Here is a 24087-nt window from a genome sequence, read left to right as displayed (position 1 = left end):
GCCATGCAGGAAGCACGGTCGCTGCGTTTCGATACCCGCGGCGAGTTCGAGGCGCAGTTCCGTGCCTGCCTGGCGGCTGCGCGCACGCGCCTGGACCTGTTCGATCCGGATTTCGAGGTCTTTTCCTTGGGCGCGAGCGAAGTCGAGGCGCAGCTGCGGGCGTTTTTCGGGCGCGGCGGCGTTCTGCGCCTGGCCATGCACTCGCCCGCCTACATCGAGCGCCACTCTCCGCGTCTGCTGCGCCTGCTGCGTGACTTCAGCCACCGCGTGGAATGCCGGGTCACGCCGAAAGGCTTGCATCACCTGACCGATTCGTTCTGCATCGCGGACGACCTGCATGTCGTGCGGCGTTTTCATAGCGACCACATGCGTGGCGAGGCTGCTTTCGACGCCCTGGGAGCGGTCGACTTGCCGCGCCATCGGTTTGATGCAATCTGGGACGAATCCAGGGTCAGTTTGCAGTCAACCAAAACCGGACTGTAAGCGTTATAAGATGGTTATTAGTGGTCGCTGGGCCTGCCGGTTGCAACTTGTAACAATATGAAGCTTATTAGAGCGCAAATTACTTTCGCTAGAGCATGAGTTCGCTATTGCGATTCAGTAAATTTGGCTATAATATCAGGTCAGGAAGGTTCCGTTGCCAATCTGGCAGTCTTGCTTTCTATGAAAGCACGAGAATTCCGCTGAGCAATAATTACCGGTAATTATTATTCAAACAAGTAGTACTTACTTTTGAAATATTAAGGAAAATCATGAAAAAATCCCTGCTGATCGTTTCTCTGATGGCTGTTGCTCTGGCTGCTTGCAGCAAGAAAGAAGAAGCTGCTCCAGTCGCTCCAGCTGCTGTTGAAGCGCCTGCTGCAACCACCACCGACACCACCGTCGTCGCTCCAGCTGCTACCGACGCAACCGTCGCTGCTCCTGCTGCTGACGCTGCTGCTGCTGCTTCGGCTGCTGCTTCGACCGCTGCCGACGCTGCTGCTGCCGCTTCGACCGCCGCTTCGCAAGCTGCTGACGCTGCAACCAAGTAATCAGATTTATCTGGTTAAGAAGAACCGGCCTTCGGGCCGGTTTTTTTACGTCTGGTGGTTTTTACGGCCGGGTGTTCAACACGATTTTTGCGGCTGCGGAGCGAACTTGGGTTCCCGCCTTCGCGGAAAGCCGTAGGCGCCCGTGGCGCGTACGACGGTTTCAAGGGTAGCGCAGAGAACATGCTTTCCTCATCCATTACCCTCAAGACCGTCGTCCCGGCGCAGGTCGGGACCCAATGTGCGGACAAGCCGCAGACGTAAAAAAACCGGCCCTCAGGCCGGTTTCCCGTTCCAACGGCAAGCTGATTACTTCAGCTCATCCGTCAGCAGCTTCAGGATCTTGGCGCCGGTCGCACCGGTATCAGCCTTGCCGTCATTGGTCTGCACGGTCACTTCGCTGGTCGACGCGCCCTGCTCGCCCTTGACCAGCACGCGGTAGCGCTGGGCTTCTTTGGCTTTTTCTTCCGCGCTGCCGAAGGTGAACAGCTTCTTGAAGAAGCCTTCCTTGTTGGCGGCGTCCGGATCGACGTAGCGCACGAAGTACACGCCCTGCACGCGGTCGCGGTCTTCCACGGTGAAGCCGACGCGGTCGAGCGCCAGGCCGACACGGCGCCAGGCGCGGTCGAAGCCTTCGTCGAGCTGGACGGCGTTGGCGACCAGTTTGGCGTGCTGGGCGGCCACCGGTGCGTTGGCGACCATGCTTTCGGCGGCCTTGGTTTCCTTCACGCCGGTCAACTGGGCCACCAGGCGGCCCAGGAATTGGGATTCCAGACCCGGGTCGTTCGGACGGGTGGTCCAGACGGTGGTCTCCTTCTGGGGGCCGCCCAGCACTTCTTCGGCGCCGCGGTGGCTGACATAGATCTCGGTCGAGCCGTCCGGAAGGCGCTCGAGGCGGGTGCGGAACTTGTCGCGCTCGCCGGTCGAATAGGCGCGATCAAACACCTTGCCCAGCGTGTTGCGGATGAAGTCCTGCGGGATCTTCGAGCGGTTCTCGACCCAGTTGGTCTCCATGGTGCCGGTCGTTGCCGACTCGGTCTCGATGGCGAAGCCCTGGTTTTCCCAGAACTGGCGCAGTTGCGGCCAGAGTTGTTCCGGGGTCTGCTTCACCACCAGCCAGCGCTGGCCGCCGTTGCGCTGGATGCTGACGGCGTCGGTCGAGACCGGGCCGATCGCGTCCATCGAGCCCGCGACCGGGGTCACGCCTTGCGTGGCGACGGCGCCGCGCTGCTGTTGCTGGAAGCCGGATGCGGTGGCGACGCCCTTGCCGTCGGGGACGGCGTAGCGGTTGTCGCGCTGCAGGGCGGTGAGATCAGGCGGCACTTCCAGCGCGGCTGCCTTCTTGGCGCCGCGGTAGTCGACCTTGTCCGATTCGAAGACGGTGGTGCAGGCTGCCAGGCTCAGGGCCAACGCGGAAAGCGTCAGCACGCGGACGGCGGCAGGCGCGGAAACCAGTTGCGCCGGGTTCAAGTTCTTATTGGTGCGAATAGTCATGTCGTTCGATGTCAGTTGCTGGGAACCGGAACCCTTGCGGGATCAGGACTGGAGAAGGCCCGCCTGGGCCAGTGCGGTGCGCACGGTATCGTGGAACGGGCCGGACAGCGGCGCCAGAGGCAGGCGCAGGCCGGACGGGATCTTGCCCATCTCGGCGAGCGCCCACTTGACCGGCACCGGGTTCGGCTCGGCGAACAGCTTGGCGTGCAGGTCGAGCATGCGGTTGTTGATCTCGACGGCGCGCGCGATGTCGCCGGCCATGGCGGCGGCGCACAGTTCGTGCATCGCGCGCGGGGCGACGTTGGCGGTGACGGAGATATTGCCGGCGGCGCCGCAGAACATCAGGGCCATCGCGGTCGGGTCATCGCCCGAGTACACGGCGAAGGATTTGTCGACCATGCGCAGCAGCTCGATGCCGCGGCCGACGTTGCCGGTCGCGTCCTTGATGCCGATGATGTTGTCGATCGCCGCGAGGCGCGCGACGGTCTCGTTGCTCATGTCGGCCACGGTGCGGCCCGGCACGTTGTACAGGATGACCGGCAGATCCACCGCTTCGGCGATGGCCTTGAAGTGGCGGTACATGCCTTCCTGGGTCGGACGGTTGTAGTAAGGGACAACCTGCAGGGTCGCGTCGGCGCCGACTTCTTTCGCGTGGCGCGTCAGTGCGATGGCTTCGACCGTGGAATTGGCGCCCGCGCCGGCGATGACGGGGATGCGGCCGGCGACGTGTTCCACCGCCAGCTTGATCAGTTCGCCGTGCTCTTCCGGGGACACGGTGGCCGACTCGCCCGTGGTGCCCACGATGACGATGCCATCGGTGCCTTCCGCGATATGCCAGTCGAGCAGCTTGCGCAGCGAATCGCGGTCAAGACTGCCGTCCTCGAACATCGGGGTGACGATTGCTACGATGCTTCCCTTAATCATATGCGTTGACCGTGCCACTAAGTAAATAAAAGTCTGATTGTAGCGGATCGCCCGCCGGTATGGTTCATTTCACGGCCAGATTATGGTCGAGCCCTGCTTCGGTTTTGGCGAAGGCCGGACCCGCCGCGCACAGGCGCTGTACCTGGGCCGGATGCGGACGCTCGACGTGGCCGTCCTCAAAAGCCAGCACCTGCAGGCCGCCGTTGGCTGCCAGCGCCAGCAGTTCGCCGGGCGCGAGCAGGAAATCCGGGTTCGAGGGCTTGCCGAATACTTCGTTCCCCTGCGCGAAGGTCTCGTACATCAGGATGCCGTCCGGGCGCAGGCTGCGCACCAGCTGCGGGAACAGCGGCCGGTGCAGGTAGTTGGTGACGACGATCGCGGCGAAGCGGCCTGCTCCGAAGGGCCAGGTGGCGCCGTCGATTTCGAGGTCGTGCTGGAGCGTGGTGATCTTGTCACCCGCGAGCGCGGCCAGGTGCTCGGCATTGCGGTCCAGCGCTACCACCTGCAGGCCGCGTGCGGCGAACAGGCGGGTATGGCGCCCGGCGCCGCAGGCCAGGTCGAGCACTTCGCCGTCTTGCACCAGGGGGGCGAAGCGCGCGACCCAGGGCGACACCGGCAGCGAATCGGGCAACTTCGGCATCGGGTTCACGTCAGCAGCAGGGTCAGCGGCGAGGCGATCAGTTGCAGCAGCACGCGGCCCAGCATCATCACCGGACCCACCCAGAAGGACAGCAGGTTGAAGAACAGCAGCCCCAGCACGATGAAGAAGCCATAGGGCTCGATGCGCGCGAACTTGTAGGCCAGATTATTGGGCAGCATGCTGGTCAGCACGCGGCCGCCGTCGAGGGGCGGGATCGGCAGCAAATTAAAGGCGAACATCAGCAGGTTGGCGATCAGACCGGCCTGCGCCACCTTGTGCGGGAATTCCTCGCCCACGCCCAGGGCGACCAGCAGCACCGCGAAGATCAGCCACAGCAGCGCCATGATGAAGTTGGCGCCCGGTCCGGCCAGCGCGACCCAGGCCATGTCGCGCTTCGGATTGCGCAGATTGCCGAATTCGACCGGCACCGGCTTGGCGTAGCCGAACACGAAACCGGTGGTCAGGTAGAGCGCGATGGGAATGATGATGGTGCCGAAGAGATCGACGTGCACCAGGGGATTCAAGGTCATGCGCCCGGCGGCATAGGCGGTGTTGTCGCCGAAATAGCGGGCGACATAGGCGTGGGCGGCTTCGTGCAGGGTAATCGCAAAAAGAACGGGCAGCGCGTAGACAGCAATGTTACGAATCAGTTCATCCATGGGGGGATTCTATCAGAGGCGGGAGGGCCGGCAGTTAGGGCAGGCTGAAGGCGCAGGCCGACGAACTGCGTCCCGCGCGTGGAATTACAAACCAAAGGCAGCCGGATCGCCCCTGCCCTCGCGCAGCAGGACCGGCGCGTCGCCGGTCAGGTCGATGACGGTGGTTGCCTGCAGCGTGCCGGCGCCGCCGTCGATCACCAGCTCGATCAGCTTGTCGAGGCGCTCGCGCACCTCGTCGGGGTCGGACAGCATGTGGTCGTCGCCCGGCAGCTGCAGGGTGGTGCCGATCAGCGGCTCGCCGATTTCTTCGAGCAGCGCCAGCATGATCGGGTTCTCCGGCACGCGCAGGCCGATGGTCTTGCGCGAGGGGTGCGACAGGCGGCGCGGCACTTCGCGCGTCGCCTCGAGGATCACCGTGTACGGGCCCGGCATGATGGCCTTGAGCAGGCGGTACTGCGTGTTGTCGACGCGCGCGAAGTGGGCCAGCGCCGACAGGTCGTGCACCAGCAGGGTCAGGTGGTGCTTGTCGTCGACCCCGCGGATGCGGCGCAGCTTCTCGACCGCGCCCTTGTCGTCGAGGCGGCAGACCAGCGCATAGGCCGAGTCGGTGGGCACGGCGACGATGCCGCCGCCGCTGATGATCTGCGCGGCCTGCTTGATCAGGCGCATCTGCGGGTTCTCGGGGTGGATCTGGAAGTATTGGGCCATCGTCGAGCCTTCTTATCGGGTGGGTGCCTGGCGCAGGGCCTGGAGCGCGGCGATGCGCTCTTCCATCGGCGGGTGGGTCGAGAACAGCGCGCCCCAGCCGCCGCCGCTGCCGGAGATGCCCGAAGCGGCCATCGACGAGGGCAGCGCGCCGGGCTCCAGGCCGCCAAGGCGGGCCAGCGCGTGCTGCATCGGCACCGGGGTGCCGATCAGCTTTGCCGAGCCGGCATCGGCGCGGAATTCGCGCTTGCGCGAGAACCAGGCCACGATGATCGAGGCGACGATGCCGAACACGATCTCGCACACGAACACGGTGACCATGTAGCCGATGCCCGGGCCGCGGCCTTCGTTGCGGAGCAAGACCTTGTCCACAAAGAAGCCGACCACGCGCGCCAGGAACACCACGAAGGTATTGACCACGCCCTGGATCAGGGTCAGCGTGACCATGTCGCCATTGGCGATGTGGGCGACCTCGTGGCCCAGCACGGCCTCGACCTCGTCCTGGTTCATGTTGGCCAGCAGGCCGGTGGACACCGCCACCAGCGCGGAATTCTTGAAGGCGCCGGTTGCGAAGGCGTTCGGCTCGCCATCGTACACGGCCACTTCCGGCATGCCGATGCCGGCGCGTTCGGACAGCCTGCGCACGGTAGCGACCAGCCACTGCTCGGTGCTGTTGGCGGGCTGCTCGATGACGCGCGCGCCGGTGGACCACTTGGCCATCGGCTTGCTCAGCAGGAGTGAAATGAACGAACCAGTGAAGCCGACCACCAGCGAGAACACGGCCAGCGAGCCGACGTCGATCCCCTGCCCCGTGACTGCGCGCCCCACCCCAAGCAGGTTCAGCACGAGCGACATCACCAGCACGACGGCCAGGTTGGTAGCGAGGAACAACACAATGCGTTTCATGGACGGTCTCCGGACAGCTTGACGATATCAGGCTGCCAAGATTGGGCTGTGGGGTGGGAAATTCAAGGGCTCGGCAGTTGTATCGGTGGCTCCGCCGCGGTATTGATGACCTTGCCGACGCGTTCAATCACGTGTGAACAGATGCGGTGATTGATCTGACGTTTGTTGAACGCGCGGACGGCGGAGCCGCCCACCCTACGAAAAACCGGTTACACCCAATCGCGCCACACCGGCGTCAGCCCCGCCGGCAGCGGCGGCAATTCCGCAAACTCCACGCGCGCCTCGCCCGGCGCATGGAAATCGGTCCCGCGCGAAGCCAGGAAGCCGTAGCGCCGCGCCATCTCGGCATAGGTCCCGTACTGGTCGGGCGTGTGGCTGCCGGTGACCACCTCGATGGCGGCGCCGCCGAGCTGGCGGAATTCGTCGAACAGCGCGCCTTCGGCGGTCGCGCTGAATTTATACCGGCCCGGATGGGCGATCACGGGCACGCCACCGGCGCCGCGGATCCAGCCGACCGCCTGCCCCAGCGTGGCCCAGCGGTGCGGCACATAGCCCGGCTTGTCCTCTGTGAGATATTTACGGAAGACTTCCGGGGTGGAGCCGCAGATGCCGATTTCGACCAGGTAGCGCGCGAAGTGGGTGCGCGAGATCAGGTCCGGGTTGCCGACGTAATTGCGTGCGCCCTCATAAGCGCCGGGGATGCCGGCCGCTTCTAACTGGGCGGCGATTTCGCGAGCGCGTGCTTCGCGGCCGTTGCGGGTGGCCGCCAATCCTGCGAGCAGCGCAGGGTTGTCCTCGTCGATCTGCAGGCCGACGATGTGCACCGTTTCGTTGGCCCAGGTGACCGAGATCTCGACGCCGGCCACGAAACGCATCCCGAGTTCGCCGGCGGCAGCGCGCGCGGCCTTGATGCCGCCCACTTCGTCATGGTCGGTCAGGGCCCACATGTCGACGCCACTCTTGCGGGCGTACGCAGCCACCGCGGCCGGTGCGAGCACGCCGTCGGAGACATTGGAATGGCAGTGAAGGTCGACTTTCATGGCACGGCGGACGCAATGGCGGTGGAGGCGATGATTGTACGCGCCAACGGCCGGCCGTGCTTTAGTAAGACTGCAACATCGACCTGACGGTCGCTTCTTTCGCCAGCACGTAGTCATGGCCGGCCAGCACCAGGTTGGTGGTCGGCTGGATCACCTTGACGTTGATGAAGATGGCGTCGCGCGTCTCCGCATACGACCCGACCACGACGGCCTGGGCGTTGTGGGTATGGGCCACATCGCCGATCTCGCGCGTGAGCATCAGTTCGCCCTGTCCGCGCTTGAGATAGACGCTGTTGCGCAGCTTCATCTCCAGCATCTTCATGCCGCCCTGCGCCAGGCGCGTGGACAGCTGTTCCGACACCAGGCGTCCCAGCATCGAGGTCTGCTCCAGCGAATCGATGTTGACCACGGTCGCCATGATCAGCGGCCTGTCTTCCAACAGCTTGCCGCGCAGTTGCAGCGCCAGCGCGTCGGCCGCGCGGTAGTTGGCGGCGACGAACGCATTGGCCGAGACCGAAGTGTAATTGGTGTTTTCCTGCGGCTGGCTGGCGCAGCCGCCCAGCAGCAGTGCGGTGGCCAGGGCGGCCGCGCGGAGTAGCGTGATTCGCATGCTGGACCTTTACTGGTTGCGGACCGTGAAGGTCTTCGATGGCTGGTGGGCGGCGTCGTACAGGGCGCGGTCGGTGTCCGTGGTGTAGTACACGTTGGTAGAGCGCGCATAGTAGCGGTGGTCGTCGGCCAGCGACAGGTTGACGATGATTTCGGTCCTGGGCGTGGCGCCCGTGGCGAACTGGGAGCGAAACCACGAATACGCGTCCTGGCCGGCGATGGCGGCCGTGGCCAGCCATTCGATGGTGTGGTCGATCCCTGTCAGCACCCACATGCTCGCCACCAGCGCGGTGCGCTCGCCGGCAAACTTGTACTGCGGGCGGTCGGGCGAGAAAGCCACCACCTGGGTATCGAGCTCGATCCGCAGCGTGTTCGCATCCGGCACCTTCACCACCATATAGCCGTCATTGACCAGGGCCGTGACCAGATGCGCGCTGACGCCCTGCGCGAATGCGGACGACTGCTGGGACGACACGTAGAGCGGACGGCGCACGTTGGCCTTGAGCGAAGGCGCAAGCTGGCCGGCCATGTGGCGCGCGATCACGCCCCAGTGCCCGGCTGCCTGCAGCTTGGCCTGCTGGGTGCTCTTGAAATTGGTGGCTACCGGGGCCGGGCTGTAAGGCATGGCGCAGCCCGCCAGTAGCAGGGCGCCGGTGAGCGCGAGGGCGGCTCGAACTTGCATGTGTGTCCTGTGGGTCGGTCTCGACGGCGACGGGTGGCCGTTTGGAAAGCGACTGTAGCACAGTGGTTTCCGCAGAGCAATTATCGATATGGTGCTGAGGGGTGCTTACAACGTTCGTGGTAGGCAACGGAATTGGATTCCCGCCTGCGCAAGAATGACGTGTTTATTGTGTTGGTCTTAAACCGTCGTTCCCGCGAAGGCGGAACCTCATTTGCACGATCAGCCCGGAACCTCATCCCCAGTCAAAAACGCCTCGATCATCCCCGCCAGCAGCTCCGGCTGGTCATGGTGCAGCATATGCCCCGCCCCCGGCACCATCCGCGCCGTGACCTGCTTGAGGTGGCGGCGGCGGCGGTCGACCTCCGCACGCGCCTGGTCCTTCGGCCCCATCCACCGCCACATGTCGGTGTCTTCCGCCTCGACCCACAGCACGGGCGCGGTGATCTGGGTCCAGCAAGCCAGCACTTCGTCGGCGTGGTAGAGCAGCGGGCCGGTCATCTTGTGCGCCGGGTCACCCAGGATGCGCCATTGGCCATCAAGGTCGAGCGCCGACCAGTGCCCGGCCAGGAAAGCCGCGCGCTCAACGGCCAGGCGCGGATTGGTCTTCCGCAGCCGGGCCGCGACCGCTTCCAGGCTGGGATAGCCGCGCATGTCCGGTTTCTCGCGCAGTTCGTCGAGCCATTTGGCGAAGCGTCCCGGCGCCTGGGAAGGGCGCGTCTCGGGCAGGCCGAAGCCCTCCAGGTTGACCAGCCGGGCGATGCGCTGCGGACGCACGCCCGCGTACAGGCTGGCGACGTTCCCGCCCATGCTGTGGCCGACCAGGTTGATCGCTTGATCCGGCGCATAGTGGTCGAGCACCGCCTCCAGATCGGCCAGGTAGTCGGGGAACCAGTAGGTATCGGCGTGCGAGCGCTCGCTCAGCCCGAAACCGCGCCAGTCGAAAGCGATCACTTGCCAGTCCCCTTTCAGGCAATCGACCACGAACTGGAACGAGGCGGCGACGTCCATCCAGCCGTGCTGCATGAAGATCTTGGGTGCACCTTCGCGGCCCCAGTGGCGGACATGGGTGCGCAGGCCGCGCACGGTGAGGAATTCGGAACGGGAGGGTTGCATGGGACCTCGAAACGGTAAGTGCGGCAAAAAAGTACGACCGTTCGCATTATACCGCCACGCTTGATTTCGTGTTGCCCGGCCCCATTTGCCCTCGACCGGACGATGGCGGGCGCAAGGTTTACAATAGCGGCATTTCAACCCTCCGCGAGCACATCCATGGCGATTTACCAGCTGGGCGAGATTGCGCCCGAGATCGACGCATCGGCCTTCGTGGCGGATTCGGCTACCCTGATCGGCAAGGTCACGCTCGAGGCCAATGCCTCGGTGTGGTACGGCGCAACGCTGCGCGGCGACAACGAACGCATCACCATCGGCGAAAACAGCAACGTGCAGGAAGGCACGGTGATGCATACCGACATGGGCTTCCCGCTTACCCTGGGCAAGAACGTGACGGTTGGCCACCAGGCCATGCTGCATGGCTGCACGGTCGGCGACGGTTCGCTGATCGGCATCCAGGCCGTGATCCTCAATGGCGCCCGGATCGGCAAGGGCTGCCTGGTCGGCGCCGGCGCCCTGGTCACCGAGGGGAAGGAATTTCCCGACCACTCGCTGATCCTCGGCTCCCCAGCCAAGGTGGTACGCACCCTGACGGAAGAAGACCTGCTGCGCCTGCAGGCCAGCGCCGCGAGCTATGTGGCGCGCGGCCAGCTGTTCAAGGCGCAGCTCAAGAAAATCGGATAAGAGAATGACGACTGACGCTATGACTGACCCTCGCGACACCCTGCAAAAATTCATCTTCGATAACGCTGCCGTCCGCGGCGAGCTGATCGAGATTTCCGACACCTGGCGCGAGGTGCAGGCCCGCCACGCCTACCCGAAGGCCGTGCGCACGGTGCTGGGCGAGATGGTGGCGGCCAGCGCCCTGCTCTCGGCCAACCTCAAGTTCAATGGCGCGATCGTGATGCAGATCCACGGCGATGGGCCGGTGCGCCTGCTCGTGGTCGAATGCGACGCCGAGCTGCGCATCCGCGCCACCGCCAAACTGGCGCCGGACGCCGAGATTGCGGACGACGCCACCCTGGCCTCGATGTTCAATGTCAATGGCAAGGGCCGCTTCGTGATGACGCTCGACCCGGTCGACAAGATGCCGGGCCAGCAGCCCTACCAGGGCGTGGTGCCGCTCGACGGGGAGGACATGGCGACCGTCATCGAAAACTACATGCTGCGTTCCGAACAGCTGGACACGCGCCTGTGGCTGGCGGCCGACGACAAGGTCTCGCGCGGCCTGCTGCTGCAAAAGCTGCCGCGCCACAGCGGCAAGGACGACCAGCAAAAGCAGGCCTCCGAAGCCGAAGACCTGGAAACCTGGAACCGTGCCGTCATGCTGGGCCAGACCCTGAAACGCGAAGAGCTGCTCAGCACCGGCATCGAAATCCTGCTCAAGCGCCTGTTCTGGGAAGAGACCATCCGCGTCTTCGAGCCGCAGCACCCGCAGTTCCACTGCAGCTGCACCCGCGAGAAGGTCGGCAACATGCTCAAGATGCTGGGCCAGCCGGAAGTGGACGCCGCGATCGCCGACCTGGGCGAACTGGGCATCAACTGCGATTTCTGCGGCAAGCACTACTCCTTCGACAAAGTGGACTGCGCCCAACTGTTCGCCAGCAACATTCCTGTTGAAACCATGTTGCCGCCGAGCGGCAGCATCAACTAGCTGCGGCTGCGAAGATCAAACACGTTCCGTAGCGAATTGGCCCCATTCGAAGTGCTTTGAACACGCTTCGTGGACAATTTCCGCTGCGGGACGGTGAGGTGATCTGTCGAGCTTCTTTACACAGAGAAATTCTACCGGTAAAAATTTTCCATAAGTCATTGATTGCTTTCAACATTTAAGTTTGGGCATGGTTCTTGCTTCAAATCGATTATTTGAACCATTCTAAGGCTGAAATGCGCAAGATTCTTGCAGGACTGTTTTTAGCGGCTGGCATGGCCGCCTCGTCGGTCGCTGGTGCGGCCGTCATCAACGGGCAGATTTCCAATTTCGATGGCGATGGCGACGGCATGGCCGACGACCTCAAGATTTCGCGCATCATGTTCAGCGTCACCGCGGGCACCCAGGTATTCTTCGATTCGCTGGCGTGGGAATCGGACAAGGACCTGAACGGCGATGGCTTGATCACCGCCTTCGACAGCTATTTGATGGTATTCGATGCCGCCGGCAAGAACCTGTTCTACGCGGACGATTCCAGCAGCACCTTCGGCGATGGCTCGACCAACCGCCTCGACGCGGCGCAGCGCTGGACCTTCAGCCAGGCCGGCACCTACATGGTCACCATTGGCCAGGGCACCTATTTCGAAAACGAAGCCTTGCAGGGCTTCGAGCGCAACCGTCCTTTCGATACCTACGTCGGCACCGAGAACTTCGGCGCATGGCGCCTGACCATGAGCGCGACCGACGGCACCCTGTCGCAGGTATCGCAAGTGGGCGTGCCTGCCGCCGACGTGCCTGAGCCGGCTTCGCTGTTGCTGCTGGGCGCCGGACTGGCGGGCCTCGCCGCATCGCGCCGCAAGCAACAGCCGTCGGCATAAGCCTGCCGATCACGCCGGGCGCGGCCAGCCGCCCCGGCGCCAGTTTCCCTATTCCCCGCGCGCCAGCGCTTCCATGATCTTGCCGATATCGGCCGCAACCATGCGCTCCGTAACCTGGTAAGGCGTACGGCAAGCCAGGTCCAGCGTCGCCCCATTGCCCAGCCCCAGCGTCACCGCCTGCCGGCTGCGGCAGGCATGCACCATGGCCGGCAGCGCCTGCGCACCGCCAAACACCGGCAGCCCCTCCACCCGCAGCACCTCGACGTCGGCGCGCAGGCGCAGGCAGCTCGCCAGGCTGTCGACCAGCACGCTGTTCGGGGTAGGCGTCATGCTGCGCTGGCCGCCGCAATCCTCCTTGATCAACTCGGTCAGTGCCTGCAGCACCATGGCATCGGTCTGCGACTGGCTGGGCGCGCGCGGCGTGGCCAGGCCGGTAGCAATCAGCGCCGCGACCCAGGCTTCGCGCATCGGGCCCTGCCCATCGAGGATGGCCGGCAGCACGCGCGGGGTACAGGCAAGCGCGCCGCATTCCAGCGCCTGCGCGAAGTCCGGCCTGCCGCCGCTGCCAAGGCGGCCGTAGAACGCCTCGATCCGCGCATAGGGCGATCCCTTGCCCTGGCGCGCCGCCAGCGCGTACGCGTAAGCCGGCAAGCCGCAACTGTATTCCAAGCGCTCGGTGGCGATCTCCTGCTGCGGCACCGCGCGCCAGCGGCGCCCTCCCGTACCAAGCATGCAGGAGGCCAGCGCGTCGTCGAGCTCGTCCGCGGCCTGCCGCGGCGTGAGCCAGCCCTGGCGCAGCGACACCGACCAGCGCAGGAATTCGGCGCCGCCTTCGTGGATCAGGCGCGCGTCGGGATACACGTCGACCGCGTCGCGCAGCTGGAAACGGTGGCTCATCTCGTGCGCCACCAGCTTGTTCATCTGGCGCTGGTATTGCGGTGCGGGCGCGTCCGGCCAGTTGAACAGCGTGAGCTGCAAGACCTCGCCGGCGCTGCCGCCGATGTTCGGCCCGCCCGGCTCGCGCGCCAGGCTCGCAGCCAGAATCGGGCGCCGGAACGCGGTTTTCGGCATCGCCGCCTGCAGGTAAGCCGCGGTGCCGGCGGCCACGCCGCGGATCTGGGCCACCGCCGCCGCACTCAAGGCCGGATCGAAATAATCGGCATCCTCGCCGTCGAAAGCCTGGCGAGTCGGGAATAGCAGGGCCGGCGCATCGGCATCGCCGGGCGCCTCGCCCTCGAACTGGGTCCGGGCCGTGCGGATGCTGCCGGTCGAGGCGTAGCGGTAGCGCACAGGACCACACTGCGTGCCCACCGCATAGTTGGACATGTGGGCATAGATCGCCCGGCCAACCGGGAAGGAACCGGGATAGCCGCTGACCTTGTCGGTGGTCGCCGGCACCCGGAAGCGCAGCGCGCGGCAGCTGCCGCTGCGCTGCAAGGTGTTGCCCCCGGCCACGCCGCAATCGCCCTGCGCCTGCCAGCGCGCGCGGATCTTCCCGGCATCCCGGCCGTTCTTCTCGAAAGGCAGGCTGCTGCAGGCGGCGGGCAGTGCGTAGCTCACTTCCAGCGCATCCGGCGCGGCCTGGCGCACCGTCACCAGCACACCGGCCGGCTGCGCCTCCTGTCCGGACGCGGGCAAGCTGGCCAGTAGCGCAGCCATCACGATGAGACGTGTCATCCAGATCCTTTATGTAAATGATCACGTGATTGTAGAGACAAGCCAGCCGTAGAGATGCGCATATTTCCACGCCCCGGAGTTGAACCGTAGCAGCGTGCCGCACGAAATTCCGGCGGGTGCTAAGCTGATGCATCTTTGACAGCGTTGCGTAATCGTTACGGCACTGTCGCCTTTTACCACTGGGAGATTTAGTCATGCATATGGATACAGGCATCAATACCGAAGACCGCGCCAAGATCGTCGATTCGCTGTCGACCGTCCTCGCGGACGCCTACATGCTCTACCTGAAGACGCACAATTTTCACTGGAACGTGACCGGCCCGATGTTCTCGTCCCTGCACGTGATGTTCGAGGAACAGTACACCGAGCAGTGGAATGCGCTGGACGACATCGCCGAGCGCATCCGCGCCCTGGGCCATTTCGCACCGGCGACCTACAAGCGCTATGCCGATCTGTCGAACATCACCGAAGAGCCGGAAGTGCTGTCGGCCAAGGAAATGATCCGCCAGCTGGTCGACGGCAATGAGATCATCACCCGCACGCTGCGCGCCGGCGTGAAGGTCGCCGACGAGATCGACGACTTCCCGACCGCCGACATGCTCACCACCCGCATGGAAGTGCACGAGAAGAATGCATGGATGCTGCGCTCCTTCCTCGAGCAGGGTGCGGGCGCGATGCAGGGCGACGCGTCGTCGGATTGAACGGGAAGAAGAGGAGAGCAGCTGAAGACTCAGCTGGAAGCCCCCGGGAGTCCGGGGGCGCTGGTGTTGAATCAGGCCGGGCCGCCTCAGGCGCGCCCGCCGGACATATGTAAATCGACCACCTTCATGATCTCGAGGGTCAGGTCGAGGTTGAACTCTTCGGCCGCGAGCGCAGCCTGCAGCGCCTCGCGCGACATGCCCACGGCGGCAGCCAGTTCGCCCAGGCCGGGCGCGAGTGCCACGGCCTGCATGGCGGCAGCGATCACGCTGCCCTCGCCATCCTCGAAAGCCTCTGCCAGGCAGTCGGCGATGGCGTCGAGCGAGTCGAGTTCGGACGGGTTGATTGGTTCGGTCATGCGCAATTCCTCTCGAGGCGCGCTCAGCGCTTCGTCTTGTCTTTTGGCGTAGGTGGCGGCGGCGGCACGGTCATCGAGACCGCCGGCTGCCCGTCCTTGCGCAGCACCTGCACGAAGATTTCATTCTGCTTGATCATGCCCAGGTCGTAACGGGCACGCTCCTCGACCGCGCCCAGGCCTTCGCGCAGGTCGCGTACTTCCGAATCGAGCTTGGCGTTGCGCGCCTTGAGCTGGTCGGTCTTGAGCCTGGTCGCCTCGACCTGGCCGCGCATGTCGGCAACCGACAGCCAGCCGCCCTTCCCCAGCCACAAGGGGTACTGGATCAGCAGCAGCAGGGCGGCAAGCGCAATGGTGATGAGTCGCATGGACGTAAAAAAGGCCGGGCCGCGTGCAAGCGGCCCGGCCGTTTGCTTACTTCAGGTTGTAGAACGCGTCGCGGCCCGGGTAGCTGGCGACGTCGCCCAGGTCTTCCTCGATGCGCAGCAGCTGGTTGTACTTGGCCATGCGGTCCGAACGCGACATCGAGCCGGTCTTGATCTGCAGGGCGTTCAGGCCCACCGCGATGTCGGCGATGGTCGAGTCTTCGGTTTCGCCCGAGCGGTGAGAGATCACGGCGGTGTAGCCGGCGCGCTTGGCCATCTCGATGGCGGCGAAGGTCTCGGTCAGGGTGCCGATCTGGTTGATCTTGATGAGGATCGAGTTGGCGATGCCCTTCTGGATGCCCTCTTTCAGGATCTTGGTGTTGGTGACGAACAGGTCGTCGCCCACCAGCTGCACGCGCTTGCCCAGTGCCGCAGTCAGGATCGCCCAGCCTTCCCAGTCGCCCTCATGCATCGCGTCTTCGATCGAGATAATAGGATACTTGTCGCACCAGGTGGCCAGCATGTTGGTGAAGTCGGTCGCGGTGAGCGACAGGCCTTCGCCCTCCAGCACGTACTTGCCGTCCTTGTAGAATTCGCTGGCCGCGCAATCCAGGCCCAGCGCGATCTGCGAACCGGCTTCGTAGCCTGCCTGCTCGATCGCCTGCATGATCAGCTTGATCGCTTCTTCATGGTTGGCCACCGACGGCGCGAAACCGCCTTCGTCGCCGACTGCGGTGCTCAAGCCCTTGGAGTGCAGGATTTTTTTCAGGGTGTGGAACACCTCGGCGCCCCAGCGGATCGCTTCCTTGAAGCTTGGCGCGCCGACCGGGATGATCATGAATTCCTGGATATCCAGGTTGTTGTCCGCGTGCGCGCCGCCGTTGATGACGTTCATCATCGGCACCGGCATCTGCATCGCGCCTGAACCGCCGAAATAGCGGTACAGCGGCAGGCCGGCTTCTTCGGCAGCAGCCTTGGCCACCGCCATCGAGACGGCCAGCATGGCGTTGGCGCCCAGGCGGCTCTTGTTTTCGGTGCCGTCGAGATCGATCAGGGTGCGGTCCAGGAAGGCCTGTTCATTGGCGTCCAGGCCCATGATCGCTTCGGAGATCTCGGTGTTGATATTCTCGCAGGCCTGCAGCACGCCCTTGCCGAAGTAGCGCTTCGGGTCGCCGTCGCGCAGCTCGATGGCTTCGCGCGAACCGGTCGAGGCGCCCGAAGGCACGGCGGCACGGCCCATCACGCCCGATTCCAGCAGGACGTCGCATTCCACGGTCGGATTGCCGCGCGAGTCAATGATTTCGCGGCCGATAATATCAACGATAGCACTCATGTTTTACAGTCTCCGGAAGGGTAAGAATTCGGTAGGCAGGTCACACTGCGGCGCGCGCCTTGCCACTGGACGCGTGATTGAATCGGTTACTTGAAGTCCGCTTCGAGGAAGCCGGCCTTCTTGACGATGCGGTCGATCTCGACCAGCGTCGTCAGCAGTTCCTTCATGCGTGCCAGCGGCACCGCATTCGGGCCGTCCGACATGGCGTTGGCCGGATCCGGATGGGTTTCCATGAACAGGCCGGCGATGCCCGAGGCAACCGCCGCGCGCGACAGCACCGGGATGTGCTCGCGCTGGCCGCCCGACGAGGTGCCCTGGCCGCCCGGCAGCTGCACCGAGTGGGTCGCATCGAACACGATCGGACAGTTCGATTCGCGCATGATGGCCAGGCTCCGCATGTCCGAGACCAGGTTGTTGTAACCGAACGAGACGCCGCGCTCGCAGGCCATGAAATTATCTTCCGGCAGGCCCGCTTCGCGCGCGGCGGCGCGTGCCTTGTCGATGACGTTCTTCATGTCGCCCGGGGCCAGGAACTGGCCCTTCTTGATGTTCACTGGTTTGCCCGAACGCGCGCAGGCGTTGATGAAATCAGTCTGGCGGCACAGGAAGGCCGGGGTCTGCAGCACGTCGACGACGCTGGCCACCACCGGGATTTCCTCGATGGTGTGCACGTCGGTCAGCACGGGCACGCCGATCTCGCGGCGCACGTCGGCCAGGATCTCCAGGCCTTTTTCCATGCCCGGGCCGCGGAAGGATTTACCGGACGAGCGGTTGGCCTTGTCGAAGGACGATTTGTAAATGAAGGGGATGCCCAGTGCGCTCGTGATTTCCTTGAGCGTGCCGGCGGTGTCCATCGCCATCTGGCGCGATTCGATCACGCAGGTACCGGCGATCAGGAAGATTGGCTTGTCGAGGCCGACGTCGAATCCGGCGAGTTTCATGCTGCGTCTCCTTGCAGTGCAGGCGCACTGGTTTGAACATTCGCGGCGACGTTGGTGTTTGCCGCCTGGTGCGCCAGCGCGGCGCGGATGAAGGACGTGAACAGCGGATGGCCGTTACGGGGGGTCGACTTGAACTCGGGGTGGAATTGCACGCCCATGTACCACGGGTGCGCGTTGTCGCCGCTGCGCGGCAGTTCCATGATCTCGAGCAGGTCTTCGTTCGGGGTGCGCGCCGACACGATCAGGCCCGCAGCTTCCACCTTCGGCAGGTAGTAGTTGTTGCCTTCGTAGCGGTGGCGGTGGCGCTCGGTCACGACATTGCCGTAGATTTCGGCGGCCAGCGTGCCCGGGTTCACCGCGCAGGTCTGCGCGCCCAGGCGCATGGTGCCGCCCAGGTCGGAGTTCTCGTCGCGGCGCTCGACCTTGCCGTCGTGGTTCTGCCACTCGTTGATCAGGGCGACGACCGGCTGGTCGGTGTCCTGGTCGAATTCAGTGGAGTTCGCATTCGGGAAGCCGGCCATGTGGCGCGCGTATTCGATCAGCGCGACCTGCATCCCCAGGCAGATGCCCAGGTAAGGAATCTTGTTTTCGCGGGCATAGCGCGCGGCCATGATCTTGCCTTCCACACCGCGCTTGCCGAAGCCGCCCGGGACCAGGATGGCGTCGTACTTGACCAGGTGGTCGCAGCCCTTCGACTCGATTTCTTCCGAATCGAGGTATTCGATGTTGACGCGGCTTTCGGTATGGATGCCGGCGTGGCGCAGCGCCTCGGTCAGCGACTTGTACGATTCGATCAGGTCGACGTACTTGCCCACCATGCCGATGGTGACTTCGTGCTTCGGATTCTCGAGCGTATGGATCAATTTGGTCCACACCGACAGGTCGGCTTTCGGCGCTTCCAGGCCGAGGGCTTCGAGGATGATGTCATCCAGGCCCTGGTCGTGCAGCACCTGGGGCACCTTGTAGATGGTGTCCACGTCCCAGACCGAGATCACGGCCTGCTCTTCGACGTTGGCGAACAGCGAGATCTTGGCGCGCTCGTCGTCCGGAATGCGGCGGTCGGCGCGGCACAGCAGCGCATTCGGCGAAATGCCGATCTCGCGCAGTTTCTGCACCGAGTGCTGCGTAGGCTTGGTCTTGAGCTCGCCGGCCGAGGCGATCCACGGAACCAGGGTCAGGTGGACGAAGGCGGCGCCCTTGCGGCCCGAGCGCAGCGACAGCTGGCGCGCGGCTTCGAGGAAAGGCAGCGACTCGATGTCGCCGACGGTGCCGCCGATTTCGACCAGCGCCACGTCCACGCCTTCGGCGCCGCGGCGGATGTAGTCCTGGATCTCGTTGGTGATGTGCGGGATCACCTGCACGGTCTTGCCGAGGTATTCGCCACGGCGTTCCTTGCGGATCACGGATTCATAGATCTGGCCGGTGGTGAAGTTGTTCACCTTCTTCATGCGGGTGCTGATGAAGCGCTCGTAGTGGCCCAGGTCCAGGTCGGTCTCGGCGCCGTCGTCGGTGACGAAGACTTCGCCGTGCTGGGTTGGACTCATGGTGCCAGGATCCACGTTGATATACGGATCGAGCTTGAGCATGGTGACTTTGAGGCCGCGCGATTCGAGGATCGCGGCAAGGGAAGCGGCCGCAATCCCTTTGCCCAGGGAAGACACGACGCCGCCAGTGACGAATACAAATTTGGTCATTGTGCTGAAGGTGCCGAACGGCACACGCGGGAAATAGAAATTATACCTTAAACGGCGCAAATACTCCTGGTCACCATGCCGAGTTCGGGCTTGTATAGTTCGTACAGAGCAACATCGAAGGGTGCGCAAGGAACTTGCCCACCCTTCGGGTCTCGGCCATTCAACGTTTTCTCAAAGAATATGCCTGACACGTCCTGCTCGGCAGCGCCTTGTATCCGATTCTTGTTCATCGGCTCGCAGTTTCGCTCCACGCTTCCTCTCCACACTCGGTCGCCCTCATGCAGTTGCGCTTTGCTTCGCTCACTGTGGTCAGCTCGCGGCGGGACTTTCACCCACATAACGCCCGGTGTCATCCGGGCGTTTTGCTGTCAAAACGTGGGCGGGCCCTCCCGCCCGCGCGTTCAACGGACGCCACGGAACCACGGTGTGTCTTCGTTCATGCGATTTGACCGCGCGGCCGGCAAAGCCGGCCGCCCTACGACAATCGCTTCGCGCCTATCCTGCGGCAGGTGCCGGGTACCGCCACCCGGGCCCCGGCAAGCCAGCTCGCGCTACCTTTCCTGTTGCGGATGCGCGCGCCTTGATACGGCAGTACTATTCGCAGCGCGTTGCAACTGCCGCGCACTCCCGATTGACTCGACCGTGCCAACATGACCACATTCAGCCCTCCCCGCTTCCTCCATCGCCTCGCCCTGCTTGCCCTGCTGCTGCCCGCTGCCGGCGCGCCTGCCTCTGCCGGCATCCTGGACGAAGTACCGGACATCGGCGCGGTAACGGACTACCGGCCCAAGATCCCGCTCCGGGTGTACTCGGCCGACAGGGTGCTGATCGGGGAATTCGGCGCCGAGCGGCGCGACTTCGTCCCGATCGCGAACATCCCGCCGCTGATGAAGGCGGCCGTGCTGGCGATCGAGGACGCGCGCTTCTACGAGCACGGCGGCATCGACTGGATCCGCGCGCTCGGCGCCGCCAAGGCGAACCTGGCCAGCCTGGGCGGGGGCTACCGCCAGGGCGGCTCGACCATCACCATGCAGGTGGCGCGCAACTTCTTCCTGTCGCGCGACAAGACCCTGCCGCGCAAGCTGACCGAAGCCGCCCTCGCCTACAAGATCGAGCAGGCGCTCAGCAAGGACCAGATCCTCGAGGTCTACATGAACCAGATCTACCTGGGCCAGCGTTCCTACGGCTTTTCCAGCGCGGCGCGCACTTACTTCGGCAAGCCTCTCGACGCCTTGACGCTGGCCGAGACCGCGATGCTGGCCGGGCTGCCGCAGAACCCTTCGCGCCACAACCCGGTCGCCAACCCGGAGCGCGCGCAGCAGCGCCAGCATACGGTGCTGCGGCGCATGTTCGAGCTGAAGAAGATCACCGAGGCGCAGTACCGGCATGCCCTGGCCGAACCGCTGCGCGTGCGGCAGGACGGCGGCGGCCCGGGTGCGGGGGCGGAGTACGTCGCGGAACTGGCGCGCCAGGCCGCGTTCGGCCGCTTCGGCCAGGCGGCCTATGAGCACGGCTACAGCGTCACGACGACCATCATCGCGGCGGAACAAAGCGCGGCCTATGACGCCGTGCGGCGCAATGCCATCGCTTACGACAGGCGGCACGGGTATCGCGGCCCTGAAGCGCGGGTTGCGCTCCCCGCGGGAACCGAAGGCCGCGAGGAAGCCATCGCCACGGCCCTGCAAGGCCGTCCCGCGATCGCGGGCTTCGTGCCGGCCGTGGTGCTGGCAGCCTCGCCCAAGCGCGTGCGCGTGGCCACCCGCGACGGCAATACCATCGAGATCACGGGCGCGGGCCTGGCGTTCGCCGCCCCTGCCCTGTCCGCCAGCGCGAAAACGCCCCTGCGCCTGGCGCCGGGCGCCATCGTGCGCATCAGCAGCGCCGGCAAGGGAGCGTGGTCGATCAGCCAGGTGCCGCAGGTCGCCTCGGCCTTCGTCGCCCTCGACGCGCAGACGGGCGCCTACCGCGCGCTGGTCGGCGGCTTCGACTACCAGCTGCAAAAGCTCAACCACGTCACGCAGGCCTGGCGCCAGCCGGGGTCCAGCATCAAGCCCTTCGTCTATTCGGCCGGGCTGGAACAGGGCTTCTTCCCGGGCACGGCCATCCTCGACGAACCGCTCGACCTGTCAAGCGACAAGGCCTATGCCAACTGGTCGCCGCGCAACGACGATGGCCTGTACCAGGGGATGATCACGGTACGCCATGCGCTCACGCATTCGCGCAACGTGGCCACTGTGCGCATGCTGCGCTCGCTCGACATGATTGATACGCGCAGCCACCTGGCCCGCTTCGGCTTCGACATGGCGCGCCATCCAAGCAACCTGACCCTGGCCCTCGGCACGGGGGCGGTAACGCCGCTGCAGCTGGCCGGCGCCTATGCGGTGATCGCGAACGGCGGCTATCGGGTCGAGCCACTGCTCATCACCTCGATCCAGGACCGCGACGGCAAGCTCCTGTTCGAGGCCCCGCGGCTGCGGCCACGCCAGGAGAGCGCGCGCGTGCTGGACGCCCGCAACGCCTTCCTGGCCGACAGCATGCTGCGCGACGTGGCGCGTGTCGGCACCGGCGCGCAAGCCTCGCGCCAGCTACAACGGAGCGACCTCGCGGGCAAGACCGGCACCACCAGCAATGCCATCGACGGCTGGTTTGCCGGCTATGGCGGCAACGTGGTCGCCGTCGCCTGGATGGGCTACGACGAGCCGCGCTCGCTGGGCAGCCGCGAGTTCGGCTCGACACTGGCGCTGCCGGTCTGGATCGATTACATGCGCGTCGCTTTGGCGAAGGTCCCGGAGCGCGCGCCGGTGGCGCCCGAAGGCGTGGTGCGTTCGGGGGATGACTGGATCTATGCGGAGTTTGCCGGGCAGGAGCCGCAGCCGGCACAGGAGGCCGGCCCGGCGCCGGTGGCCGAGCCATCGACGTGATTACCCTGGCGGCGCCGGGAACTGGATGGCCGGCCCTTCGGGCATGCGGCCCGGGGGAACGAAGGCCGGCGCCGGTTTCCCGGCCGGCCCCAGGTGGCGGATGTAGCGGTAGATCGCGCGCAGGTCATCCGTGTGCATGTCGCGCAGGGTAAACCACGGCATTGGAGGCCGCGTCTTCATCGTCCGCGCCATCCTGATCCAGTCGCTCTCGCTCATTGCCTGCATATACAGGCGCAGGTTGGATGGGTAGGTCGTGCCCCAGGGGCCGCGCCAGCCCAGCTGGTCGCCAGTGAGCCAGGCTTTTTCAGGGACCTGTCCGGCGCTCATGGCATAGCCTGCTGTGTGGCAATCGTTGCAGCCACCGATACGCACGAGATAGCGGCCGCGTTCGATGTGCTTGCCTTGTGCCGCTGTCCCTGCCGCCAGGGCCGCCCTGGGAAGGCCGGCATCCTGCGCCGCGCTCACCGTGTGCGGCAAACCAATGGCCGACAGTAGGGCTAGCTGGGCGGCCTTCGCGGCGTACGTCTTGTGAAGTGAATTGAACATGGCTGGTTCCGTCCCTGAATACGGTTGTGGCCGGTGCACAATACCGCTGTACGGTAGCCCGGCCCCCTGGGGACCAGCCACCGACAAAGGGAACGATAGCCTACCTGCGCCCCGCCGACCTCTCGCATTGGGGGTATGGGCTGGGCCTGGCGTGAAAGGACGCCCGCTTCCAGCGCGGGCGCTTTCTTGCCCATGTCTTCAGTTGGCCACGACGTGCCAGACACCCTTCATCTTGTCGCCCTTGCGCTCGCCCGGCTTGGCATCCTTTGCGAACAGGTACAGCGGTTTGCCCTTGTAGGCCAGCTGCTTGTTGCCGTCTTCCCGCGTGACGATCGAGTACGGCGATTCGATCCGCTCGACGCTCAAGGGCACTGGCGGCCACATCTTCGCGCACCGGTCATTGCAGCTGCTCTTGCCGGAGCCGGCAACATCCTTGTCGTAGGTATAGATCGTCATCCCCGCGCCGTTGACCAGGATGCCGTCGGCCACGTTGACCGGTTGCGCGATGGCGTCCCCGGCGGCCAGCAGGAGCGCAGCGCCCAGCGCCGCAAGCAGGGGGTAAATCGCTTTCATGGCCGTCTCCCGGAAAATGGACTACGTATGTCCAGTATAGGCCGCGAATCGGGCGTTTGCGACGACGAACGCAGCGCATGCGGCGACAGGTTGGTTCCTACAAGTATTGACTCTTCATGCCGGCGATTGCCTGCTCTACCAGCCTTAAGGGCGGATCCCGCACGTCGAGCGTCATGCCGCCCTCGTCTCGCTGCAACGGTTCCAGGTCGCGCAACTGGCTGTCGAGCAGCGACAGCGGCATGAAGTGGCCGGCTCGTGCGGCCATCCGCTGCTCGATCAGGCCGCGCCCGCCGTGCAGGTGGACGAAACGGACAACACCACGGTCGCCGCGCAGGACGTCGCGGTAGGCGCGCTTCAGCGCGGAGCATGCCAGCACCACCCGCTCGCCCGCGTCCCATGCGCGTTCGATCTCCGCACGCAGCGCCTGGAGCCATCCCTGCCGGTCCGCATCGGTCAGCGGCACGCCGGTCGACATCTTCGCCACGTTCTCCGGCGGGTGGAAGCGGTCGCCTTCGATGAAGCGCGCGCCCAAGGCCTGCGCCAGCCGCATGCCGACTTCGCTCTTGCCGCAGGCGCTTACGCCCATGACGACCCAGACGCCGGGTGCTCTAGAATTTGCGCTCGCTTTCATCGTCATATTCTCGCCCATGCCGGGCA

26 protein-coding genes are annotated in these 24087 nt (G+C 64.9%); 7 read left to right on the top strand and 19 right to left on the bottom strand.

Annotated elements, in window-relative coordinates; translation table 11 throughout:
• The first annotated feature begins 3 nt into the window (after positions 1–3).
• Both AC56K1_RS12360 and AC56K1_RS12355 read left to right on the top strand, forming a co-directional pair.
• Positions 4–483 (top strand): DUF7931 domain-containing protein, encoded by a 480-nt coding sequence (locus AC56K1_RS12360; protein ID WP_497158137.1) that lies wholly within the window; start codon positions 4–6, stop codon positions 481–483.
• 269 nt (positions 484–752) lie between these two features.
• A complete protein-coding gene (locus tag AC56K1_RS12355; RefSeq protein WP_497158136.1) occupies positions 753–1031 on the top strand; it encodes a hypothetical protein in 279 nt (92 codons plus the stop codon).
• Between the two features lie 306 nt (positions 1032–1337).
• Here AC56K1_RS12355 and bamC read toward each other — a convergent pair whose 3' ends face one another.
• The 10 genes from bamC to AC56K1_RS12305 all read right to left on the bottom strand — a co-directional run bounded on the left by bamC (position 1338) and on the right by AC56K1_RS12305 (position 9800).
• Positions 1338–2522 (bottom strand): NlpB/DapX family lipoprotein, encoded by a 1185-nt coding sequence (gene bamC, locus AC56K1_RS12350; protein ID WP_497158135.1) that lies wholly within the window; start codon positions 2520–2522, stop codon positions 1338–1340.
• Positions 2523–2564: 42 nt separating this feature from the next.
• Positions 2565–3446 (bottom strand): 4-hydroxy-tetrahydrodipicolinate synthase, encoded by an 882-nt coding sequence (dapA, locus tag AC56K1_RS12345; RefSeq protein WP_497158134.1) that lies wholly within the window; start codon positions 3444–3446, stop codon positions 2565–2567.
• A 64-nt stretch (positions 3447–3510) separates the two neighbouring features.
• Positions 3511–4086 (bottom strand): class I SAM-dependent methyltransferase, encoded by a 576-nt coding sequence (locus AC56K1_RS12340; RefSeq protein WP_497158133.1) that lies wholly within the window; start codon positions 4084–4086, stop codon positions 3511–3513.
• 5 nt (positions 4087–4091) lie between these two features.
• The gene (locus AC56K1_RS12335) at positions 4092–4745 is read right to left on the bottom strand and encodes a site-2 protease family protein (RefSeq protein ID WP_497158132.1); all 654 of its coding nucleotides are present in this window, start codon (positions 4743–4745) and stop codon (positions 4092–4094) included.
• 84 nt (positions 4746–4829) lie between these two features.
• A complete protein-coding gene (locus tag AC56K1_RS12330) occupies positions 4830–5453 on the bottom strand; it encodes an L-threonylcarbamoyladenylate synthase (protein ID WP_497158131.1) in 624 nt (207 codons plus the stop codon).
• Between the two features lie 12 nt (positions 5454–5465).
• Positions 5466–6356 (bottom strand): protease HtpX, encoded by an 891-nt coding sequence (gene htpX / locus AC56K1_RS12325; protein ID WP_497158130.1) that lies wholly within the window; start codon positions 6354–6356, stop codon positions 5466–5468.
• Between the two features lie 209 nt (positions 6357–6565).
• Positions 6566–7396: a 3',5'-nucleoside bisphosphate phosphatase gene (locus tag AC56K1_RS12320; protein WP_497158129.1), complete on the bottom strand. Its 831-nt coding sequence runs from the start codon at positions 7394–7396 to the stop codon at positions 6566–6568.
• 61 nt (positions 7397–7457) lie between these two features.
• A complete protein-coding gene (locus AC56K1_RS12315) occupies positions 7458–8006 on the bottom strand; it encodes a FlgO family outer membrane protein (protein WP_497158128.1) in 549 nt (182 codons plus the stop codon).
• Positions 8007–8015: 9 nt separating this feature from the next.
• On the bottom strand, positions 8016–8687 hold the full coding sequence (locus AC56K1_RS12310) for a hypothetical protein (RefSeq protein WP_497158127.1): 672 nt from the start codon (positions 8685–8687) through the stop codon (positions 8016–8018).
• A gap of 219 nt (positions 8688–8906) precedes the next feature.
• Positions 8907–9800, bottom strand: coding sequence for an alpha/beta fold hydrolase (locus tag AC56K1_RS12305; protein WP_497158126.1), 894 nt, complete (start codon positions 9798–9800; stop codon positions 8907–8909).
• A gap of 156 nt (positions 9801–9956) precedes the next feature.
• Between AC56K1_RS12305 and AC56K1_RS12300 the strand changes: the two genes are divergently transcribed.
• The 3 genes from AC56K1_RS12300 (at position 9957) to AC56K1_RS12290 (ending at position 12326) form a co-directional block, all read left to right on the top strand.
• Positions 9957–10481: a gamma carbonic anhydrase family protein gene (locus tag AC56K1_RS12300; RefSeq protein WP_497158125.1), complete on the top strand. Its 525-nt coding sequence runs from the start codon at positions 9957–9959 to the stop codon at positions 10479–10481.
• Between the two features lie 19 nt (positions 10482–10500).
• Positions 10501–11451, top strand: a complete 951-nt coding sequence (gene hslO, locus AC56K1_RS12295) for an Hsp33 family molecular chaperone HslO (protein ID WP_497158124.1) — start codon at positions 10501–10503, stop codon at positions 11449–11451.
• A 233-nt stretch (positions 11452–11684) separates the two neighbouring features.
• Entirely contained in the window at positions 11685–12326 is a 642-nt protein-coding gene (locus AC56K1_RS12290) for a DVUA0089 family protein (RefSeq protein WP_497158123.1), read from the top strand.
• A gap of 48 nt (positions 12327–12374) precedes the next feature.
• Here AC56K1_RS12290 and AC56K1_RS12285 read toward each other — a convergent pair whose 3' ends face one another.
• Positions 12375–14003 (bottom strand): hypothetical protein, encoded by a 1629-nt coding sequence (locus tag AC56K1_RS12285; protein WP_497158122.1) that lies wholly within the window; start codon positions 14001–14003, stop codon positions 12375–12377.
• Between the two features lie 194 nt (positions 14004–14197).
• Here AC56K1_RS12285 and AC56K1_RS12280 point away from each other — a divergent pair, with 194 nt between their 5' ends.
• A complete protein-coding gene (locus AC56K1_RS12280; RefSeq protein ID WP_497158121.1) occupies positions 14198–14704 on the top strand; it encodes a Dps family protein in 507 nt (168 codons plus the stop codon).
• 86 nt (positions 14705–14790) lie between these two features.
• Here the strand turns inward: AC56K1_RS12280 and AC56K1_RS12275 are convergent, their stop codons facing one another.
• The 5 genes from AC56K1_RS12275 to pyrG all read right to left on the bottom strand — a co-directional run bounded on the left by AC56K1_RS12275 (position 14791) and on the right by pyrG (position 19390).
• The gene (locus AC56K1_RS12275) at positions 14791–15060 is read right to left on the bottom strand and encodes a helix-turn-helix domain-containing protein (RefSeq protein WP_497158120.1); all 270 of its coding nucleotides are present in this window, start codon (positions 15058–15060) and stop codon (positions 14791–14793) included.
• Positions 15061–15083: 23 nt separating this feature from the next.
• Entirely contained in the window at positions 15084–15425 is a 342-nt protein-coding gene (gene ftsB, locus AC56K1_RS12270; RefSeq protein ID WP_497158119.1) for a cell division protein FtsB, read from the bottom strand.
• 46 nt (positions 15426–15471) lie between these two features.
• Entirely contained in the window at positions 15472–16755 is a 1284-nt protein-coding gene (eno, locus tag AC56K1_RS12265; protein WP_497158118.1) for a phosphopyruvate hydratase, read from the bottom strand.
• Between the two features lie 86 nt (positions 16756–16841).
• Positions 16842–17696: a 3-deoxy-8-phosphooctulonate synthase gene (kdsA, locus tag AC56K1_RS12260; protein WP_497158117.1), complete on the bottom strand. Its 855-nt coding sequence runs from the start codon at positions 17694–17696 to the stop codon at positions 16842–16844.
• Positions 17693–19390, bottom strand: a complete 1698-nt coding sequence (pyrG, locus tag AC56K1_RS12255) for a CTP synthase (protein ID WP_497158116.1) — start codon at positions 19388–19390, stop codon at positions 17693–17695. The genes kdsA and pyrG overlap by 4 nt, the downstream gene beginning before the upstream one ends.
• A gap of 650 nt (positions 19391–20040) precedes the next feature.
• Here pyrG and AC56K1_RS12250 point away from each other — a divergent pair.
• On the top strand, positions 20041–22311 hold the full coding sequence (locus tag AC56K1_RS12250) for a penicillin-binding protein 1A (protein ID WP_497158115.1): 2271 nt from the start codon (positions 20041–20043) through the stop codon (positions 22309–22311).
• On the opposite strand, the gene AC56K1_RS12245 is transcribed toward AC56K1_RS12250, so the two are convergent.
• From AC56K1_RS12245 to AC56K1_RS12235, 3 genes are all read right to left on the bottom strand, one after another.
• A complete protein-coding gene (locus AC56K1_RS12245; RefSeq protein WP_497158114.1) occupies positions 22312–22857 on the bottom strand; it encodes a cytochrome C in 546 nt (181 codons plus the stop codon).
• Positions 22858–23055: 198 nt separating this feature from the next.
• Positions 23056–23430 (bottom strand): COG4315 family predicted lipoprotein, encoded by a 375-nt coding sequence (locus tag AC56K1_RS12240; RefSeq protein WP_497158113.1) that lies wholly within the window; start codon positions 23428–23430, stop codon positions 23056–23058.
• A gap of 97 nt (positions 23431–23527) precedes the next feature.
• Positions 23528–24061: a gluconokinase gene (locus tag AC56K1_RS12235; protein ID WP_497158112.1), complete on the bottom strand. Its 534-nt coding sequence runs from the start codon at positions 24059–24061 to the stop codon at positions 23528–23530.
• Positions 24062–24087: the final 26 nt, after the last annotated feature.

The sequence above is a fragment of the Telluria sp. ZB4P37 genome (genome assembly GCF_059685855.1).
Note: the sequence above shows the minus strand (reverse complement) of the source record. Positions and strands in the feature narration are given on the sequence as shown.

Bases quoted from the DNA above. Each gene is read 5' to 3' on its own strand.
- AC56K1_RS12240 (WP_497158113.1), bottom strand. From the start codon at position 23,430: ATGAAAGCGATTTACCCCCTGCTTGCGGCGCTGGGCGCTGCGCTCCTG.
- pyrG (WP_497158116.1), bottom strand. From the start codon at position 19,390: ATGACCAAATTTGTATTCGTCACTGGCGGCGTCGTGTCTTCCCTGGGC.
- AC56K1_RS12275 (WP_497158120.1), bottom strand. From the start codon at position 15,060: ATGACCGAACCAATCAACCCGTCCGAACTCGACTCGCTCGACGCCATC.
- AC56K1_RS12320 (WP_497158129.1), bottom strand. From the start codon at position 7,396: ATGAAAGTCGACCTTCACTGCCATTCCAATGTCTCCGACGGCGTGCTC.
- AC56K1_RS12330 (WP_497158131.1), bottom strand. From the start codon at position 5,453: ATGGCCCAATACTTCCAGATCCACCCCGAGAACCCGCAGATGCGCCTG.
- AC56K1_RS12245 (WP_497158114.1), bottom strand. From the start codon at position 22,857: ATGTTCAATTCACTTCACAAGACGTACGCCGCGAAGGCCGCCCAGCTA.
- htpX (WP_497158130.1), bottom strand. From the start codon at position 6,356: ATGAAACGCATTGTGTTGTTCCTCGCTACCAACCTGGCCGTCGTGCTG.
- AC56K1_RS12235 (WP_497158112.1), bottom strand. From the start codon at position 24,061: ATGAAAGCGAGCGCAAATTCTAGAGCACCCGGCGTCTGGGTCGTCATG.
- AC56K1_RS12360 (WP_497158137.1), top strand. From the start codon at position 4: ATGCAGGAAGCACGGTCGCTGCGTTTCGATACCCGCGGCGAGTTCGAG.
- dapA (WP_497158134.1), bottom strand. From the start codon at position 3,446: ATGATTAAGGGAAGCATCGTAGCAATCGTCACCCCGATGTTCGAGGAC.
- bamC (WP_497158135.1), bottom strand. From the start codon at position 2,522: ATGACTATTCGCACCAATAAGAACTTGAACCCGGCGCAACTGGTTTCC.
- AC56K1_RS12340 (WP_497158133.1), bottom strand. From the start codon at position 4,086: ATGCCGAAGTTGCCCGATTCGCTGCCGGTGTCGCCCTGGGTCGCGCGC.
- AC56K1_RS12250 (WP_497158115.1), top strand. From the start codon at position 20,041: ATGACCACATTCAGCCCTCCCCGCTTCCTCCATCGCCTCGCCCTGCTT.
- AC56K1_RS12285 (WP_497158122.1), bottom strand. From the start codon at position 14,003: ATGACACGTCTCATCGTGATGGCTGCGCTACTGGCCAGCTTGCCCGCG.
- AC56K1_RS12355 (WP_497158136.1), top strand. From the start codon at position 753: ATGAAAAAATCCCTGCTGATCGTTTCTCTGATGGCTGTTGCTCTGGCT.
- AC56K1_RS12310 (WP_497158127.1), bottom strand. From the start codon at position 8,687: ATGCAAGTTCGAGCCGCCCTCGCGCTCACCGGCGCCCTGCTACTGGCG.
- ftsB (WP_497158119.1), bottom strand. From the start codon at position 15,425: ATGCGACTCATCACCATTGCGCTTGCCGCCCTGCTGCTGCTGATCCAG.
- eno (WP_497158118.1), bottom strand. From the start codon at position 16,755: ATGAGTGCTATCGTTGATATTATCGGCCGCGAAATCATTGACTCGCGC.
- AC56K1_RS12280 (WP_497158121.1), top strand. From the start codon at position 14,198: ATGCATATGGATACAGGCATCAATACCGAAGACCGCGCCAAGATCGTC.
- AC56K1_RS12305 (WP_497158126.1), bottom strand. From the start codon at position 9,800: ATGCAACCCTCCCGTTCCGAATTCCTCACCGTGCGCGGCCTGCGCACC.
- AC56K1_RS12300 (WP_497158125.1), top strand. From the start codon at position 9,957: ATGGCGATTTACCAGCTGGGCGAGATTGCGCCCGAGATCGACGCATCG.
- hslO (WP_497158124.1), top strand. From the start codon at position 10,501: ATGACTGACCCTCGCGACACCCTGCAAAAATTCATCTTCGATAACGCT.
- kdsA (WP_497158117.1), bottom strand. From the start codon at position 17,696: ATGAAACTCGCCGGATTCGACGTCGGCCTCGACAAGCCAATCTTCCTG.
- AC56K1_RS12290 (WP_497158123.1), top strand. From the start codon at position 11,685: ATGCGCAAGATTCTTGCAGGACTGTTTTTAGCGGCTGGCATGGCCGCC.
- AC56K1_RS12315 (WP_497158128.1), bottom strand. From the start codon at position 8,006: ATGCGAATCACGCTACTCCGCGCGGCCGCCCTGGCCACCGCACTGCTG.
- AC56K1_RS12335 (WP_497158132.1), bottom strand. From the start codon at position 4,745: ATGGATGAACTGATTCGTAACATTGCTGTCTACGCGCTGCCCGTTCTT.